Origin of the sequence: Allobacillus sp. SKP2-8, from assembly GCF_007559355.1 — a bacterium.
Classification (GTDB): domain Bacteria; phylum Bacillota; class Bacilli; order Bacillales; family Alkalibacillaceae; genus Allobacillus; species Allobacillus halotolerans.
The window spans coordinates 1-18,512 of record NZ_VMHF01000012.1 but is presented as its reverse complement, the minus strand read 5'-3'; the positions used below and the strand labels follow the sequence as shown (position 1 = coordinate 18,512).

18 protein-coding genes and 2 tRNA genes are annotated in these 18,512 nt (G+C 40.7%); 18 read left to right on the top strand and 2 right to left on the bottom strand.

Annotated elements, in window-relative coordinates; all coding sequences use genetic code 11:
• The first annotated feature begins 1 nt into the window (after position 1).
• The 5 genes from FPQ10_RS09590 (at position 2) to FPQ10_RS09570 (ending at position 2,052) form a co-directional block, all read left to right on the top strand.
• Positions 2-268, top strand: coding sequence for an RNA-binding S4 domain-containing protein (locus tag FPQ10_RS09590; RefSeq protein ID WP_144163296.1), 267 nt, complete (start codon positions 2-4; stop codon positions 266-268).
• Between the two features lie 58 nt (positions 269-326).
• Entirely contained in the window at positions 327-629 is a 303-nt protein-coding gene (yabP, locus tag FPQ10_RS09585; RefSeq protein ID WP_144163295.1) for a sporulation protein YabP, read from the top strand.
• A complete protein-coding gene (yabQ, locus tag FPQ10_RS09580) occupies positions 626-1,192 on the top strand; it encodes a spore cortex biosynthesis protein YabQ (RefSeq protein WP_144163294.1) in 567 nt (188 codons plus the stop codon). The genes yabP and yabQ overlap by 4 nt, the downstream gene beginning before the upstream one ends.
• Before the next feature lie 15 nt (positions 1,193-1,207).
• Complete coding sequence (locus tag FPQ10_RS09575) at positions 1,208-1,600, top strand: FtsB family cell division protein (RefSeq protein WP_144163293.1); 393 nt, start codon at positions 1,208-1,210, stop codon at positions 1,598-1,600.
• 71 nt (positions 1,601-1,671) lie between these two features.
• A complete protein-coding gene (locus tag FPQ10_RS09570; RefSeq protein ID WP_144163292.1) occupies positions 1,672-2,052 on the top strand; it encodes a S1 domain-containing RNA-binding protein in 381 nt (126 codons plus the stop codon).
• Between the two features lie 150 nt (positions 2,053-2,202).
• Here the strand turns inward: FPQ10_RS09570 and FPQ10_RS09565 are convergent.
• Both FPQ10_RS09565 and FPQ10_RS09560 read right to left on the bottom strand, forming a co-directional pair.
• A tRNA-Glu gene (locus FPQ10_RS09565) sits at positions 2,203-2,274 on the bottom strand.
• 52 nt (positions 2,275-2,326) lie between these two features.
• Positions 2,327-2,400, bottom strand: a tRNA-Met gene (locus FPQ10_RS09560).
• Positions 2,401-3,344: 944 nt separating this feature from the next.
• Here FPQ10_RS09560 and spoIIE point away from each other — a divergent pair.
• From spoIIE to FPQ10_RS09495, 13 genes are all read left to right on the top strand, one after another.
• On the top strand, positions 3,345-5,789 hold the full coding sequence (gene spoIIE, locus FPQ10_RS09555) for a stage II sporulation protein E (protein ID WP_144163291.1): 2,445 nt from the start codon (positions 3,345-3,347) through the stop codon (positions 5,787-5,789).
• An 86-nt stretch (positions 5,790-5,875) separates the two neighbouring features.
• Positions 5,876-6,616 carry a vWA domain-containing protein gene (locus FPQ10_RS09550; RefSeq protein WP_144163290.1) on the top strand — a complete coding sequence of 247 codons (741 nt, stop codon included), beginning with the start codon at positions 5,876-5,878 and terminating at the stop codon, positions 6,614-6,616.
• Positions 6,579-7,547 carry a protein kinase domain-containing protein gene (locus FPQ10_RS09545; protein WP_144163289.1) on the top strand — a complete coding sequence of 323 codons (969 nt, stop codon included), beginning with the start codon at positions 6,579-6,581 and terminating at the stop codon, positions 7,545-7,547. Before FPQ10_RS09550 ends, FPQ10_RS09545 begins: the two co-directional genes overlap by 38 nt.
• An 80-nt stretch (positions 7,548-7,627) precedes the next feature.
• Positions 7,628-9,007, top strand: a complete 1,380-nt coding sequence (tilS, locus tag FPQ10_RS09540; protein ID WP_144163288.1) for a tRNA lysidine(34) synthetase TilS — start codon at positions 7,628-7,630, stop codon at positions 9,005-9,007.
• A gap of 29 nt (positions 9,008-9,036) precedes the next feature.
• Positions 9,037-9,573: a hypoxanthine phosphoribosyltransferase gene (gene hpt / locus FPQ10_RS09535; RefSeq protein ID WP_144163287.1), complete on the top strand. Its 537-nt coding sequence runs from the start codon at positions 9,037-9,039 to the stop codon at positions 9,571-9,573.
• 163 nt (positions 9,574-9,736) lie between these two features.
• Entirely contained in the window at positions 9,737-11,800 is a 2,064-nt protein-coding gene (gene ftsH / locus FPQ10_RS09530; protein WP_144163286.1) for an ATP-dependent zinc metalloprotease FtsH, read from the top strand.
• Positions 11,801-11,991: 191 nt separating this feature from the next.
• Entirely contained in the window at positions 11,992-12,765 is a 774-nt protein-coding gene (locus FPQ10_RS09525; protein WP_144163285.1) for a type III pantothenate kinase, read from the top strand.
• A 6-nt stretch (positions 12,766-12,771) separates the two neighbouring features.
• Positions 12,772-13,644, top strand: coding sequence for an Hsp33 family molecular chaperone HslO (gene hslO / locus FPQ10_RS09520; RefSeq protein WP_144163284.1), 873 nt, complete (start codon positions 12,772-12,774; stop codon positions 13,642-13,644).
• A 41-nt stretch (positions 13,645-13,685) separates the two neighbouring features.
• The gene (gene folP, locus FPQ10_RS09515; RefSeq protein ID WP_370512034.1) at positions 13,686-14,522 is read left to right on the top strand and encodes a dihydropteroate synthase; all 837 of its coding nucleotides are present in this window, start codon (positions 13,686-13,688) and stop codon (positions 14,520-14,522) included.
• A complete protein-coding gene (gene folB, locus FPQ10_RS09510) occupies positions 14,515-14,889 on the top strand; it encodes a dihydroneopterin aldolase (protein ID WP_144163283.1) in 375 nt (124 codons plus the stop codon). Before folP ends, folB begins: the two co-directional genes overlap by 8 nt.
• Positions 14,879-15,373: a 2-amino-4-hydroxy-6-hydroxymethyldihydropteridine diphosphokinase gene (folK, locus tag FPQ10_RS09505; protein WP_144163282.1), complete on the top strand. Its 495-nt coding sequence runs from the start codon at positions 14,879-14,881 to the stop codon at positions 15,371-15,373. The genes folB and folK overlap by 11 nt, the downstream gene beginning before the upstream one ends.
• Before the next feature lie 333 nt (positions 15,374-15,706).
• Positions 15,707-17,200: a lysine--tRNA ligase gene (gene lysS, locus FPQ10_RS09500; protein ID WP_144163281.1), complete on the top strand. Its 1,494-nt coding sequence runs from the start codon at positions 15,707-15,709 to the stop codon at positions 17,198-17,200.
• A gap of 250 nt (positions 17,201-17,450) precedes the next feature.
• Entirely contained in the window at positions 17,451-18,089 is a 639-nt protein-coding gene (locus tag FPQ10_RS09495) for a hypothetical protein (RefSeq protein ID WP_144163280.1), read from the top strand.
• The last annotated feature ends 423 nt before the right edge of the window (positions 18,090-18,512 follow it).

Sequence of the window (18,512 nt, the reverse complement as noted above, 5' to 3'; positions counted from 1 at the left end):
TATGCGTTTAGATAAATTTTTGAAGTTATCCCGTATTATTAAACGACGAACAGTTGCTAAAGAAATCGCTGGTAAAGGTAGAATCAAAGTGAATGGCCAACCGGCTAAGGCATCATCAAACCTGCAAGTTGGTGATGAGATGACGATTCATTTTGCTCAGAAAAAACTAACGATTAAAATAGAGGATTTGCGGGAACAGGTCAACAAAGAACAAGCAGAAAACTTATACTCAGTTGTCAATGAAGAAAGAATTCAAGCTGATGAATAGATTATAGGCATGTTTTATAGATTTCCCTCATATTTTATACTGATAGGAGGGAAAGGACATGCCATATGAAAAACCAATGTATAATCAAGGGAGAAGCCAGCAAAAGGATCACGAGTTAAAGCTAGTCAATCGGAGAAAGCTTGAAGTGCAAGGCGTGGAAGATGTTGATAGTTTTGATACGGAAGAATTTTTATTGAAAACGACACAAGGCTATCTCGTCATTCAAGGCCACAATCTGCATATGAAAAATTTGAATGTCGAACAAGGACTCTTGACCATTCAAGGTAGGATTGCCTCATTTAGTTACATCGATGAAGATCAGAAGCAATCCAAGAGTCTATTAGGTAAGCTATTCAAATGACGCTAAGCGTGCAATTTTTATCCATGGCCGTGATGGTTGCTGGCGGCATTCAAGCAGCACTTACATTTGATACGTACAAGCAATTATTCCGGCCCGCCTCTTTTTGGCGACAAATCGGCGTTGATGTCGTTTTCTTTTTAACGGAAGCCTGTGTCCTCTTTTACTTCTTATATCAAATCAATGGCGGAATTCTGAAATTTTATTTATTTTTAGCTATTTTACTCGGCATCTCAATTTATTATGCATTACTGCAACGGACGTATTTATGGTTATTGGACAAGTTGGTACGTATTGTAAAAGGCTTCTTCGGGATAATATTGAGAATTATTAATCGAGTTGTTTTTCAACCGATTACGTGGATCCTTATACAATTATTCACACTAGTTGTATTCATCTTCTATATCCTTCGAAAGATCATAGCTTTGATAGGTAAAATTATTTGGTGGCTGGTCGAACCACTAATTCCAGAAAAAATCAAGCGAAGTGGTATTTCTTTTCTGAAAAAGTGTAGTAGAATAAAAGATAAGCTATTATTCCGCATGAAAGAAATGATGAAAAGATAGGAGGCGACAGATACTATGGAGAGAAGAAAAGAACGCAATAAAGATAATATCGCAAAAATAAATTCTACTTATGCTAAGCAGCAGGAAAAACAAATGGCCCAAAAGTCACGCGAAAAAAAACTTCTCTTTCGTCGTCTGATTGCTTTCGTCTTTCTTTTTGTATTGATTTGTGGCGGTATGACAACATACCATTTCCAACAACGTGCTCAAATGCAAGAAAAGCAAGCGGAATACCAGCAGTTAAATGAAAAAATGACACAATTAACGAACAGAAACGAAACATTAAAAGAAGAAGTAGAAAAATTGAGTGACATTGATTATTTACTTCAAATTGCCAGGAAAGATTACTTTTTCTCAAAAGACGGTGAAATCATCTTTAAATTACCTGATGAAGAGCCTTCTTATTGACACTTTTTGAACCCCATATATATAATGTATTAGAATATACTTTTAAATTCTTAAGGAGGAGCATTTTTTTTATGTCAGTCGAAGTAGGCAGCAAGCTAAGCGGAAAAGTAACCCGCATTACAAATTTTGGAGCTTTTGTAGAGCTACCAGATGGATCAACAGGTTTGGTTCATATTAGTGAGGTCGCTGATCGTTATGTTAAAGATATCAACGAACACCTTTCTGTCGGTGATGAGGTCACCGTAAAAGTATTAAATGTAGAGAAGAACGGTAAAATTGGTCTATCCATCAAGAAAGCCAATGAGAAAAATAACCGTCCGCAACCACGCAAACGAGTGGAAAGCTTCGAATCCAAAATGAACAAATTCTTAAAGGATAGCGAAGATAAGCTCGCCTCACTCAAAAAACACACGGAGTCTCGTCGTGGAGGTCGAGGTGCTAAGCGGGGATAATTGCTGTCTATGATGATTATATAAAGAATGTCACTAAATAAATGATCGTTCAACCTGTTCATCGTTAGGATGAACAGGTTTTTTACTTGTAAAAAAGTAGGAGAGAAGCTTTTAGACTTCTCTCCTACTTCTTACGCACTTATAAAATTATGACCCGTACGGGATTCGAACCCGTGTTACCGCCGTGAAAGGGCGGTGTCTTAACCACTTGACCAACGGGCCTTATGTAAAGAAAAAGAGACCGGTTTACGATCAGAAAACCGATCCCTTTTTATAGCGGCGGAGGGGATCGAACCCACGACCTCACGGGTATGAACCGTACGCTCTCGCCAGCTGAGCTACGCCGCCGTTTATTGAAATATGTCTCTTAGACACAAAAATTATGGTACAACACGATCCAGCACCTGTCAATAACTTTATCGAAATTTAACTTTTCTATTTATTTAACTTTATTAGAAAATCCCTTCTAATCAAGTAATTACTTATTCACCGCTCGAAATTTATCTAAGTAAATTCGCCTGAAGGGAAACTTTTTATTTACTCGAAGTTTTAGTTGATGCTTGCCTTGGTTGATTTTAGTACCTCTAATCATTCGAATCAATGGAACAGCATCGAGAAGAGTTCATCAAACACGGAAGGAAATGCAATTCGTCCTCTTCCGTGTACGAGAGGGGTTATCAAGCACGGAAGAGATCGCAATTCGTTCTCTTCCGTGTACGAGAGGGGTTATCAAGCACGGAAGAGATCGCAATTCGTCCTCTTCCGTATTCGAGAGGGGCTCTCAAACACGGAAGGAATCGCAATTCGTCCTCTTCCGTATTCGAGAGTGGCTATCAAGCCGGGAAGGGATCGTAATTCGTTTTCTTCCGTATTCGAGAGGGGTTATCAAGCCGGGAAGGGATCGTAATTCGTTTTCTTCCGTATTCGAGAGGGGTTATCAAGCCGGGAAAGGGATCGTAATTCGTTCTCTTCCGTATCCGAGAAGGAATCTCAACCGGGGAAGTACTTTTCTTCTGTCCACGGTTTTCGGCCAACGTACTGTTTCACACGGCATACTAAGTCAATCGTATTTCTGCGGATATTCACCACTCAAACTTCGTCAATCGACGAGTTTCTATATCCTATCTACAAAAATTCGAACCGAAATTTATTAATTCCATCAGTTCTTGTAGAATCGTTAGATAAAATCCCCTTGATTCGTCGAATGATTTTTTGGTGTCCCTTTGTTTTTATGACAAAAAACATCCCACCCTCTGTGATTAGATAGTGAATACAGGAGGGGGAATTACGTTATGGATTCAATGAAGATCGGTGAAGTAATAGTTGATTCGAAAATCGGGAGGATATCTCAAGCTTTTCGTTCACTAAAAACTCAATGGGTCAGTAGCTTCTTGAGTCGAGGATGGTTATTTTACTTAATTGGCTTTTTACTCGGACGAGCTATTGTTTTATCCAGTGTATCCCCGTTTGCTATAGCTTTTTTAGGTGCAACCATTGTCGCCAAGAAGTCACTTGCATTTAGGGTTTATCTCTTTTTAGCCCTTGGCGCTTGGACAGTGAACTTGGAACAAACATTTTATGTATTAGGTACAGGATTGCTGCTATTTCTATGTTATAAACATTGGTTGTCCAAAATGACAAAAATGATCTATCCAATGATCTTTGCTATTTTCTTAAGTTCAGTGATTGCTCGAACATCTGTTGTTGCACTTGTGGACTCTTTAACATTGTATAATGGCGTGATTATTTTTATTGAAGCATTACTCGCATCATTTTTAGTCATGATTTTTCTTCAATCGTATCCTTTTTTGACGATCCAAGTATCGACGAAAAAGCTTAAAGTTGAAGAACTCGTTTGCCTGGTTATTTTTGTGACAGCCATTTTAACGGGACTGGCTGGAATTCAATTTTATGACTTGCAATTGGAAGTGATTGGCGCCAGTTATTTTATTTTAATGGGAGCTTATATATCCGGTGCCACGGTAGGCGCCGCAGTTGGAGTCATTGTTGGATTGATGCTGAGCTTCGTCAACATGATGGATCTATACCACGTCAGCTTGTTGGCACTTGCTGGATTGATGGTCGGCTTACTAAAGGATATGCATCGATTGATCTCGGCATTCGGATTATTTCTCGCAGTTCTTTTAATCGGCTTTTACAATATTGAAGTGATTCAGTTTGAACAGCTCGTAATCGAAGCATCTATAGCGACAGGGCTCTTTTTGCTTACACCACAAGGTTTATTGAAAAAAATTGCTGGATTCGTACCGGGGACCAATGAAGAAAAAGAGAGTCAAGATCAGTACGCCGAAAAGATTCGCCATGTGACAGCAGAACGTGTGGAGCGCTTTTCGGAAATGTTTCAAGCCTTATCGCATAGCTTTGCATCGATTGAGCAAGAGGGGAAGCAACTGGAGAATCAAGCGGAAGTGGATGAATATTTAAGCAGGGTCACTGAAAACACGTGTCAGTCATGCTTGAAAAAGCATTCATGTTGGGTACAACATTTCGATCGTACATACCCTGTGTTGCGCGATATGATTCAATCTATCGAAGAAAAAGATACATCGCGGACGAATTTCAACGTTGGTAAGCTACGGAAATTTTGTGTAAAACCAGAACAGATGACAGACCAGATGCGTTACGAGCTTTCTTACTACCATGCCAATAAACGATTAAAGCAACAGGTGAAGGAAAGCAGGAAATTTGTTTCCGAACAATTGAATGGTGTTTCGGAAGTTATGAACAACTTCGCAAAAGAAATGATGAAAGAACGTGAAGAATATTCATGGCACGAAGAGGAAATCCGCCGTGTGCTTGGTCAAATGAATATTTTGTTGGAGCGACTTGAACTATATTCGATTCACAAAGGAAATATCGATATTGAATTGACTGCTTATTTCCATGATTATCACGGAGAAGCGGAGAAATTGATCGCCCCATATTTATCCGACTTATTGGGAGAAACCGTCGTAGTTGAAAAAGAAGAAGCATTTGGAGGTCGGAATGGTTACCGGACGTTCCATTTAAGTTCCATTCGTAAATTCCAACTGACTACAGGAATCGCGCATGCTGCGAAAAACGGAAACTTTTTATCAGGGGACAGTTACATGATTAAAGAATTAGGTAAAAGCCGGTACGCCTTGGCGATCAGCGATGGAATGGGCAATGGAGAGCGAGCTTACCAAGAGAGTTCGGAAACATTGCGGTTATTACAACAAATATTAAATTCTGGCATTAGCGAAGAGGTAGCCATTCAATCCATCAATTCAATCCTTTCGCTGCGAACATCGGATGAGATCTATGCCACATTGGATTTAGCGATCGTTGACCTGCAACAACCTTACGTCAATTTCTTGAAAATTGGAGCGACCGTCAGTTATATCCTACGTGGTAGTTCAATTTACCCGGTGGAGTCCGGAAATCTACCAATTGGAATATTGGAAGAATTTGATGTGGAACCAGTAAGGGAAGATCTAAAGGATGGCGATATTCTTGTCATGGCCAGTGATGGAATTTTGGAATCGACCGATCGGGCAGAAAACAGAGAAGCATGGTTGAAACGGAAACTGAGACACATGGAAACAAAGGATCCTCAAGAGATCGCAGACTTGTTGTTGGAAGAAGTGGTGCGAAGTAATTATGGGCAAATTGTTGACGATATGACGGTTTTGGTTGCAAAGGTAGATAAAAGCAAACCGAAGTGGGCTTCTTTTACTGCTTTCGTCGGTCTTTAATGAAACAAGAACATTTTAACTCTCCATCGTATAAATGCTGTGAAATAGGTCAAGAATGGAGATAAAAATAGAGGAGGCGATCGGCGATGAGTAAAGGAACCATTCGACAAATTCTATTAATTACAGATGGTTGTTCAAACCAAGGGGAAGACCCGGTTCGTGTTAGTGAACAGATAGCGAAGCAAGGAATCTCTGTTAACGTCATTGGTGTTTTGGAAGATGACCAGACAGAAGACCCGACCGGATTGACCGAAGTGAACGAAATTGCAGAGGCAGGAAACGGTGTCAGCCGGATTGTTTATGCAGAAGATTTATCGGAGACCGTCCAGATGGTTACCCAACAGGCGATCACACAAACGATACAAGGTTACGTTTCAAAGGAACTAAAAGATATTTTCGGAAAAGAAGTAAATGAGGACGAACTATCACCGGAAACCAAGGAAGAAGTTCACGAGATCGTTGAGGACTTAGGTGAGACGGTCGACTTGCAAGTATTGATTTTGATTGACACAAGTGCGAGTATGCAGCACAAAATGTCTGCTGTACGGGAGTCATTGAATGATTTAGTCATTAGTTTAAGAGCACGTATGGGAAGCTATTATTTCTCCATCTATCATTTTCCGACGCGTAGACAAATTACGAAAAGGCTTCTTTCGTGGACAAACGAAGGAGCAGAAATCGCAAAAGTATTTCCGAAACTTGCTACAGGGGGAATTACTCCAACTGGAGCAGCGTTGAAGGAAGCGGTGAAGATGTTCGACGAAGACGTGATTGGAGAGGAACCACATTATGACATCATCGATTCATCCTACCGTTCATCTAGCTAACGGTACGAAGATTGTTGGCAAATGGCATAAGCAGACCTATAAAGTTATTCGTCAAATTGGTGAGGGTGCAAGAGGATCCATTTATCTTGTCAAAGGGAGTCAAGGGCTGAATGCGTTGAAAATCAGCAAGGATTCTTCTGTCATCACCCGCGAGGCAAAAATTCTTCGACTCATGAAAAAGGTCCAGGGCGTACAGCTTGGACCTTTTTTAATCGATGTTGATGACTTTAACCTACGTCAGACACAATACTCTTTTTATGTCATGGAATATGTGGATGGCATACGCATTAAAGATTGGTACCATCCAAGTAAAGCGTCGCAACTTGCAATCGTGGTCAAACAGCTTCTTTTCCAGTTGCATCATCTTCATCTCGCCGGATATATTTTCGGTGATTTGAAGTTAGAAAATTTACTGATTGACCGGAAAACGAAGCAAGTAAGACTGATTGATTTTGGTGGCGTTACACAGGTAGGAAGGTCTGTACGTGAATATACGAGTTACTATGATCGCGGTTACTGGCAAAAGGGCGAACGAAAAGCCGACCCTGCATATGACTTATTTGCTCTCGCCATTTGTATTCTCCAACTGGACCCTACATTTAAACGGGTGGCTACCAATCGACGAGAGTTAGTGAAGTTAATCGGTCAAAGCCGCACACTTGAAGCGTATCATCCAGTTTTAAAGAAAGCCGTACAAGGTGACTATAAACAAGCGATGCAAATGAAAAAAGATTTAGATCGCATACAACTGAACCAACGAAGAAAAACAGGAAGAAGAAAGACGACTCCCGTCACGAAGAAATCAGTCAGCCAACCAACTCCCCAACACCTCCAATCAGCCAAGCAGTCGATGAAAAAAGAGGTGGTCGGTATTGGTTCGCTTTTGTTCGTGCAATTTTCATTATTGGTCAGTTTTTATTATTGGTTTTAACGAAAGCATTCGTTGAATCTAGTTGAATAGTGGTGATATACTGTAATGAATGTATATGATGAAAAACGGAGTGCGGGCGAATGCTTTTACAAACCATTTTGACGTTTAATCAAAAGCATCAATTGTTTAAGCAAAAAGATACGTTGTATTTGGCGGTTTCAGGCGGACCAGATTCAATGGCCATGCTTGAATTTTTTTATCAAATTAAGGAAACATGGTCACTGGATATTAACGTTATTACAGTTGACCATCAGCTTCGCGGAGAAGACTCAAAAAAAGATGTGGAGTTCGTTAAAAAAGAAGCCGCTAAACGAGGATTACCTGTTATCGAAGGTAAGGTAGATGTGAAAGCTTATCAAAAAAATCATCAAATAGGTACGCAAGAAGCGGCAAGGACGCTCAGATACGATTTTTTCCAGAAACAATTGCGCGGTCAAAAAAAAGCCAAGCTGGTTACCGCACATCACGCAGATGATCAAGCGGAAACGATATTAATGCAACTTGGCAAAGGAGTCCGGCCCAAGGGGATTCCTGCTAGTGGGCAATTTGAAGGCTTCCAACTGATCCGTCCTTTTTTATGTGTCAGTAAACAGGCGTTGATTTCGTACGCCGAGGAGAATGAAGTTCCTTATCATCAGGATCCTTCCAATGAGGAGGATACATACACACGTAATCGATTTCGAAAATATGTACTGCCTTTTTTTAAGAGCGAAAATCCGAATTTTCTTGAAGGTGTGCAAAGAATCGCGGAAATCCAACGTGATGAAGACCTGATTTTGGATGAAGTGATGGAAGAAAAAATGCGACACTTCACTCAGTTTTATGAACAAAAAGTGACTTTTTCAATAGATGGTTTCCTTGAACTTCCTTTACCTTTACAAAGAAGAGGGTTTCATCTAATATTAAACTATCTTCAAGTTCCAATAGGGAAAAAAGATTATTTTTTTGATTTTTTGGAATGGCTTCAAGCAGAAAAGCCGAATGCTACATATTCTTTTCAAGAAGATTATAGCTGGATTAAGAGCTATGGACAATGTGAAATACGGAAGAAAACAGGGTTCACCTCTTCATTTTCCGAAAACATCCAGTTAAATGAGACACAACACTTACCGGGCGGTTGGACAGTGACCGTGGAGGAAGTGCACTCGAACACAAACAAGCTTTTCAATGAAAATGTTTTTGTTTGTGATCGCCGGCTTATCGAATTTCCTTTACACATCCGCACTCGGAATCCCGGAGATCGAATTCGACTTTTAGGATTAGCGGGTACGAAAAAAGTGAAGGATATATTTATCGATAAAAAAGTACCAGCCGTTGACCGAGATACGTGGCCAATTGTGGTAAATGGAGATGGAGAAATCCTTTGGCTGCCTTTATTGGCCCGGAGCGAGTTGGGTGTTCTTAGTGATCATGCGACTTCCTATGTTGTGATTCGCGTGAACCGCCAAGAGAAAAATTGAAGGACCAACGAAGATTAGGAGGACCGTCCATGCATAATGAGATCGAGGAAATTTTATTTACAGAAGAAGAGATACAGAAACAAACAAAGGAACTGGGACAAACGATTACTGAGCAGTTTGAAGGAAAATTCCCATTAGCGATTGGCGTTTTGAAAGGCGCCATGCCTTTTATGAGTGATTTATTGAAAAATGTGAACACACATGTGGAAATGGATTTTATGGATGTTTCCAGCTACGGTGGTGGCATGGAATCGAGTGGAGAAGTTCGAATCGTGAAAGACTTAAACACACAAGTCAAAGGTCGCGATTTACTAATTATTGAAGATATTATTGATAGTGGTTTGACGTTAGGTTATTTGGTTGAATTGTTTAAGCACCGAGGAGCCAAGTCGATCACCATTGTAACCTTGTTGGATAAACCAAGTGGTCGTAAAGCAGATATTTCGGCTGACTTAGTCGGTTTCGAAGTGCCAGATGCATTTGTAGTCGGTTATGGACTGGATTTCCAAGAAAAATATCGGAACCTTCCTTATATCGGTGTGTTGAAACCTGAAATTTATTCATAGAATGAGTTGAATCCTTTGTAGAACAAGCGGTTGTTTGTAGTGGTCCATGTAATAATAAAGCTAAATTGAAATGATTTGGGAAAAGTCAAGACTTTATAGTTGAGTGAGTGAAAAATATTGTGATAGTATGAGTTTAGTTTTGTGCTTTAGGAGGAGGTAAGTAATGAGTCGGGTGTTCCGTAATACCATATTTTATTTGGTTATATTCTTGATTCTGATTGCGATTGTCAGCATGTTTAATAGCCCTGCATCAGAGACAGAACAAATGAATTATAACCAATTCACTGAAGTGTTAGAAGAAGGTCAAGTAAATGAAATGACCTTGCAATATACAAATTTTGCTTATGAAGTCCGTGGTGAATACACGGGAGATGAAGGTACACAAAGTTTCATTGCTGAAATTCCAGCAAATGATGAGATCATTAATGCGATTGTAACGCAAGCGAATCAACAAAGTGAGTTGACTGTTGAGCCAGCTGAAGAACCAAGTGCGTGGGCTCGGGTTCTAACGACGTTGATTCCTTTCATCATCATCTTTATTCTATTCTTCTTCTTGCTTAGCCAAATGCAAGGCGGCGGCGGTAAGATGATGAACTTCGGTAAGAGTAAAGCGAAAATGTATACCGAAGATAAGAAGAAAACAAGATTTACCGATGTTGCCGGTGCTGATGAAGAGAAACAGGAACTTGTAGAAGTGGTTGAATTCTTGAAAGATCCACGGAAGTTCTCTGCTCTCGGTGCACGTATTCCGAAAGGTGTTCTACTCGTTGGACCTCCTGGTACCGGTAAAACGCTTCTTGCGAAAGCTGTTGCAGGTGAAGCGGGCGTTCCGTTCTTCTCCATCAGTGGTTCCGATTTCGTAGAGATGTTTGTCGGTGTTGGTGCATCACGTGTTCGTGACTTGTTTGAAAACGCGAAGAAGAACGCACCATGTATCATCTTCATTGACGAAATTGATGCTGTCGGTCGTCAACGTGGCGCGGGTGTCGGTGGTGGACATGATGAGCGTGAACAAACATTGAACCAACTTCTTGTTGAGATGGATGGTTTCGGTGTGAACGAAGGAATTATCATCATGGCAGCTACGAACCGTCCGGACATTCTTGACCCAGCATTGCTTCGTCCAGGTCGTTTTGACAGACAGATACCTGTCAATGCGCCAGACGTAAAAGGACGTACAGAAGTGCTTGGTGTTCATGCGAAGGACAAACCACTTGCGAATGACGTTAGCTTGAAGACGATTGCGATGCGTACACCAGGTTTCTCAGGTGCTGACTTAGAAAACTTACTAAACGAAGCCGCACTCGTTGCAGCTCGTGAAGATGCTAAGATGATTAATATGTCACACGTTGATGAAGCTATTGACCGTGTGATTGCAGGTCCAGCGAAGAAGAGCCGTGTAATCTCTAAAAAAGAGAAAAACATCGTCGCTTATCACGAAAGTGGCCATACTGTCATCGGCGTTGTGCTGAACGATGCAGACATGGTACACAAAGTAACGATTGTTCCTCGTGGCCAGGCAGGCGGTTATGCCGTTATGCTTCCGAGAGAGGACCGTTATTTCCAAACAAAACCAGAGTTATTGGATAAAATCACTGGATTGCTTGGCGGACGTGTTGCTGAGGAAGTTATGTTCAATGAAGCAAGTACAGGAGCTCATAACGACTTCCAACGTGCAACAAGTATTGCCAGACGGATGGTCACTGAGTTTGGTATGAGTGAAAAACTAGGTCCACTACAGTTCGGTAGTTCTGGTGGCGGTCAAGTATTCTTAGGTCGCGACCTACAAAACGAACCGAATTACAGTGATAAAATTGCTTATGAAATTGACTTAGAAATTCAAAACATTATCAACACATGTTACGAACGGGCTAAAGAAATTATCACGAAGCATAAAGAACAGCTTGAATTAATTGCTCAAACCTTACTTGAGGTCGAAACATTGGATGCAGACCAAATCGATGGCCTCTTCTATCACGGAAAACTTCCTGAGCCAAAAGAAGAGAGTGTCGAAGAGCAATTAAGTGAAGTTGACAATACGAAGTCTGATTATAAAGAAGACGAATCTGATGCGGACTCCGAGCAAACGGAAAACCGTGAAGAACGCTCAGATGTGAAAGTGAACATTAACCGTCAAGAGAATGATTCTTCAGTTGTTGATTCGGAAGATACAGATCAAGACAAAGAGCCGAAAAAACCAGAAGATGATCCAAACCGTAAAGAATAATAAGAGGTTATATGTCAGCGAAACACTAATCGATTGATTGGTGTTTCGCTTTTTCATTTGAATATAAAGTCTGCCGTATAACAAAAACCAACACGTATGAAAATTTGTAAAATGAGAACTCTTATTACACATCACGTTGCCAATTGTGATATGATTTACGATGAAAAACCAGATAGAAATGGGTTGAACTTATGATCTTTGTTTTAGATGTCGGAAATACGAATACTGTACTTGGCGCGTTTGAAGATGACAAGCTAATCTATCAATGGAGAATTAAAACGGATCGTTTCAAAACAGAAGATGAATATGCGATGAATATAAAAGCATTATTGCGACACCACGGACTATATTTCAGTGATTTTAAAGGCGTAATTATTTCGTCCGTTGTGCCACCAGCTATGTTTGCGCTGGAACATATGAGTGAAAAATATTTTAAAACAAAAGCATTGGTTGTCGGTGAGAATTCCGTAAAAACGGACCTAAAAATGAATTATCCTCAACCGCAGGAAGTCGGGGCAGATCGGATTGTAAACGCAATCGGGGGAATTAAAGAATACGGAGCTCCATTAATTATCGTTGATTTCGGAACAGCAACGACTTTTTGTTATATCAATGAAAAGGAAGAGTATAGCGGAGGGCTTATTTCCCCGGGAATAAAAATTTCGACGGAAGCACTTTATACAAAGGCCGCAAAACTGCCAAGAATTGAAATTGCCCGACCCGACTCAGTAATCGGAACATCAACCGTTGGAGCCATGCAGTCAGGTGTATTTTATGGCTACGTCGGACAAGTGGATGAGCTTGTGCGTCGCATGAAAGAAGAAGCCGGGACAGATCCAACCGTTATAGCAACAGGTGGATTGGCTAAACTAATCGGAAAAGGCTCCAGAACGATTGATTATGTCGATGATTCGTTAACGTTAAAAGGTTTATATGAAATTTATCAAAACAATACAAAGGATTGATGATATATGAAGGATTATATGATTCGAGCAACGGCATACGAAGGAGCGGTACGGGCATTTGCCATCCGCTCGACAGACACCGTTAATGAAAATTGTTCGAGGTTAGATACGTGGCCAACGGCTTCGGCTGCACTGGGTCGAACCGTAACCATATCTGCCATGATGGGGTGGATGTTGAAAAATGAAGACAAATTAACCGTCAAGCTAGAAGGTGATGGACCGATTGGTGCAGTCATTGCGGATAGTAATGCGAATGGCGAAGTCCGCGGTTATGTGATGAATCCACATGTAGATTTTGAGTCCAACGAACAAGGCAAATTGGATGTCAAAAGAGCCGTAGGAACGAATGGTTCTTTAAGCGTCGTAAAAGACTTAGGATTGAAAAATAACTTTACGGGGCAGGTACCAATTATCTCAGGAGAAGTCAGCGAAGATTTCACGTATTACTTTGTCAATTCTGAGCAAATCCCGTCTGCAGTCGGTGCAGGTGTTTTAGTCGACACAGATTATTCCATTCTGGCTGCTGGAGGTTTTATTATTCAAGTGATGCCAGGCGCTTCTGAAGAAATCATCTCAAAACTTGAAAAACGCGTCGGAGAAATTCCTGCAATTTCTACAATGATTCAAGAAGGAAAAAGTCCAGAAGACATCTTAGGTATCTTTTTTGAAGGAGAAGACTGGAAAATCAATGAGCAATCCGATGTTCGTTTCCAGTGTCACTGCTCAAAAGAGCGTGTAGAAAACTCCATCCGTGGATTAGGCGATGAAGAAATCGATGAGATGATCGAGGAAGACGGCGGCGCTGAAGCTACTTGTCATTTCTGTAATGAACGTTATTATTTAACAGTTGAAGAATTAGCTGCCTTAAAATCATCTTAACTGGCCAGAAAAAGAGACCTAAAGCTTGAGGGGGCTGGGATATGAAAATCATGAATATTAACAATCAATTTCAACTTGATTTTTCCAAGAAAACAATCATTATGGGGATTTTAAACGTAACACCGGACTCTTTTTCAGACGGTGGAAAGTTTAATCGATTGGATGATGCCGTCGAGCGAGCTCAAAGACTAGTTGCTGACGGTGCTGGAATCATTGATATTGGCGGAGAATCAACACGACCTGGACATGAGCCCGTTTCTCACGAAGAAGAAAGTGCCCGCGTCGTTCCAGTGATTGAGCGTTTGGTGAAAACAATAGACACACCGATCTCAATCGATACGTTTAAAGCGAAAACAGCAGAGAACGCCCTTCAAGCGGGTGCTACGATCATCAATGATGTTTGGGGAGCGAAAGCCGACCCAGAAATTACTGCCGTCGCCAAATCCTTCGATGCACCAATCATTTTGATGCACAATCAGGACGATCCTGATTATGATGACATTATTGAAGATATGAAAAAAAGTTTGTCAGAGAGTATAGAAATCGCAAAGAAAAATGGTGTATCAGATGAAAAAATTATTCTTGATCCAGGGGTAGGCTTTGGAAAAACACTTGAGCAGAATCTATTAGTGATGCGCCGGTTAGGTGAATTGAAAACGATGGGTTACCCAATTTTACTCGGTACCTCAAGGAAGTCGATGATTGGAAAAGTGTTGGACTTGCCTGTTGAGGAACGATTGGAAGGCACGATCGCAACTGTCTGCTCAGGTATACAACAAGGCGTGGAAATCGTGCGCGTGCATGATGTGAAAGAAATCAATCGGGCTGCCAAAATGATGGATGCGATGCTTGGCAAAGGAGGCGTTTCATTTGGATAAAATTAAGGTGAATCAAATGATGTTTTACGGATATCACGGCCTTTTTTCAGAAGAAAACAAATTAGGTCAGCGATTTACCGTCGATGTAGAATTAATGGGCGACTTCCGTAAAGCTGGCCAAACCGACCGTATGGAAGACAGTATTGATTATGGACAGGTTTATGAAGTAACGAAAGAAATAATGGAAGGAAAAGCATACAACCTGTTGGAATCACTTGCAGAGACCATTGCTCAATCGATGTTTGACTCATTTTCTTTATTAGAGACAATCACGATTTATATCGATAAACCAGGCCCTCCGATTCCAGGTTATTATCAGTCTGTCGGCGTCGAAGTCACACGAAAGAGAGACGATTATGAAGCATAGAGCATTTATCGCATTAGGGGCCAATATTCCGCCGAAAGAACATTATTTAAGCGAAGCGTTAGGAAAATTGGAAGCTGATGCATTTGTTGAGATGATTCACCAGTCTGCTGTTTATGAAACTGCTCCTGTTGGATACACCGATCAAGATTATTTTTTGAATATGGTTGTCGAAATCAAGACTGATTATACACCCAGCGAATTGCTGACTGCATGCCAATCCATCGAGCAATCCTTAGGACGAAGAAGAACGATCAAAAATGGACCTCGAACAATTGACTTGGACATTTTGGTTTATGAAAATAAAACGCTGCAATCAGAGCAACTTACGATTCCTCATCCAAGAATGAAAGAACGAGCTTTTGTATTAGTACCATTAGCTGAAATTGATGAGTCCATCGAAATTGATGGCAAACAAGTAAGGGAATACGTCAGTAAACTTCCACAAGACGACTTGGCAGATGTAAGAAAGCGAGAAACCAATTAAAAACAGAGCATCCAATAGCGTTCTGTCTCGTACTTGAAAGGCATCAGAGGGAATGATAAAGTAAGTAAACGAATCAACTTATGTGAAAGCAATGACCTTTAATGATTTTGATATACGAGCATAAGAAGTGTTTCGATCAAACGAGCCACTTCCTATAATGGATGTCACCAATGGGAAACTGCCTTCACTGCTTGCTGTAGGCAGTTTTCGTTAATAAGTAGATCGTTTTTTGATGGAATCTTGTGATTTGATTGCGTACAGTTTATAGATCCTGCAGAAGAAACTGCAAAAACATATCAAGTTATACAACTAAACATATATGAGGTGAAGCAAGTGTCTGAAGAATTGAATGACCAAATGAAAACCCGTTTAGAGAAGCTTAGAGGGTTAGAAGAAAAAGGAGTCAGTGGATTCGGAAATAAATTTGAACGTACCCACTTGACCAACCAGTTAAAAGAAACTTTTGATCATTTCACAAAAGAGGAACTGGCTGAGAAGGAAGAGGAAACTGAAGTTACAATCGCGGGCAGAATTATGACGAAGCGAGGTAAAGGGAAAGCAGGCTTTGCCCATATCCAAGACTTGGATGGACAAATTCAGCTATATGTACGAAAAGATGAAGTCGGGGAAGAAGCATACGAACTTTTCAAATCCGCTGACTTAGGAGATATCGTCGGGGTTACCGGTGTCATGTTTAAGACCAACGTAGGTGAACTCTCCGTCAAAGCGAATACGTTTGAATTACTGACAAAATCGCTACGTCCACTACCTGAGAAGTTTCATGGCCTGAAGGATGTTGAACAGCGTTACCGTCAACGGTATTTAGATTTGATTACAAATCATGAAAGTAAAGAAACATTCATTTTGCGAAGTAAGATTATTCAAGCGATGCGTCGTTACTTAGATGGCCAAGGATTTTTGGAAGTTGAAACACCAATGATGCATTCGATCCCTGGTGGAGCTTCTGCTAGACCATTCGAGACGCACCACAATGCGTTGAATATTCCGTTGTATATGCGAATCGCGATAGAACTTCATTTAAAACGATTAATCGTCGGTGGGCTGGAGAAAGTCTATGAAATCGGCCGCGTCTTCAGAAATGAAGGGGTTTCTACGAGACATAACCCGGAATTTACGATGATCGAATTGTATGAAGCGTATGCAGACTACAACGATATTATGGACCTTACAGAAGAGTTGATTGCTCATATCGCACAAGAAGTGTTAGGAACGACGAAAATCCAATATGGAGACTATGAAGTTGACTTAGCACCTTCTTGGAAAAGATGGCATATTGTCGATGCCATTAAAGAATATACAGGCGTAGACTTTTTCGAAAAGATGTCTGATGAGCAAGCTCGTCAGTTAGCTGAAGAACATGGCGTCGAAGTTGAAAAACATATGACGTTTGGTCATATCGTTAACGAGTTTTTTGAACAAAAAGTTGAAGAGCACTTAATTCAGCCTACATTCATTTACGGTCATCCAGTTGAGATTTCACCATTAGCGAAGAAGAATCCAGAAGATGAACGGTTTACCGATCGATTTGAACTATTCATTGTAGGTCGTGAACACGCAAATGCATTCTCTGAGTTGAATGACCCGATCGACCAGCGTGAACGTTTTGAATCCCAGTTGAAAGAACGGGAAGCTGGAAACGATGAGGCGCATTATATGGATGAAGACTTTCTGGAGTCATTGGAATACGGTCTGCCGCCAACGGGTGGTCTAGGAATCGGGATCGACCGAATTGTAATGTTACTCACGAATTCTCCTTCTATTCGCGATGTACTGCTATTCCCTCAAATGAGAAAACGCTCTGAATAATACAAATGATTGCCACTTGCCTTTAGGTGAGTGGCTTTTTATTTTTTAAGTCAAAGTACGATTCCGTCGGTTGTAAAGTCGGATAAGAATCTAGTCGTTGATCATCAAGGCAAACAAGTTTGAGACAAGTGGCGTGGTCATAAACTTCATATAACCAACATTGGCCTCTTCAAAAGTCATATTCTTGAAGGTGCAACAACGAAAAGTGCATGCATAAGCTATATCAATTAAAACTTCAAGGAGGATCATGATGGCAAAGATTGCATTGGCACTTGCGGCTAGAGGAACAGATGAGGAAGCATTCAAAGCGTGGGGAACAAGAGCGGTGGGCGCTCCGAATACGAAGCAATGGGGATCGGGCAAAGAACTGCTGACCCATATGGTCAATGCTTCGAATGGAGGAGAGAACTGTATTGAACGATTATATATATTTTCACATGCATGGCCATATATACCCGGTGGAAATCGCGGAGGTGTGAAGCTGGGCGGTGTGGATGTTGCTGGATTCTATTCACAACAGAGTTTATACGATGACACAGATGCGAGGTATATAAACGACTTTGCACAGCTTGTACAGGAAGGAAAAATAACCTTTTGTTCAACTTGCAAAGTAATATTCACAGGGTGTCGAGTAGCATCCAGTCAATTCCCAGTCGAATTTCTGCATGTCAGTGGATGCCAAGTCATTGCTTCCAATGGATCAAGTCATCCAAAACCAGGAACGCCTCCAGGTGATCAAACAGGACAATGGCTAAGTACGGCAGGGGGGTGGACAGAACAGCAAGCAAAACAAAATGAAAATCATTATGTCGGGTGGATCAATTATTCGTTAACATCGACCGGAGAAGTAAATGAAAAGAGGTTAGGGGAAGAGATAAAAATTTGGTAAGAGATCGTTATGCATGAACCAGCCAACCGTTGATAAAAAGGTTGGCTGGTTTTTTGGAGCTTTGTCACTTAGTCGCACACTGGCTGTTAAAGGTTGAAACTAGTGGCGATAAGAGAGTGGTTGGTCGCTACATGACGGGCGTTTATATGGCAAATAGTTTTCAGAAAAAATTTACTTCAATAAAACAGTTGCACGCATTTAAAAACCATGATAAATTATTAAACGTTGTCGCAACAAAAACGGCAACCGAACAAAAATGAAAAAACAAATTAACAAAAGTTGTTGACATTGAATTTCATTTTTGTTATATTTATAAAGTCGCTGTTTTGAGGCGACAATAAATGACAAGAACATTTCGAACCTTGAAAACTAAACAAAATAGCCTGAAGTCAATTCGGTTTCTTTCTTATTGATTGGGAAAGA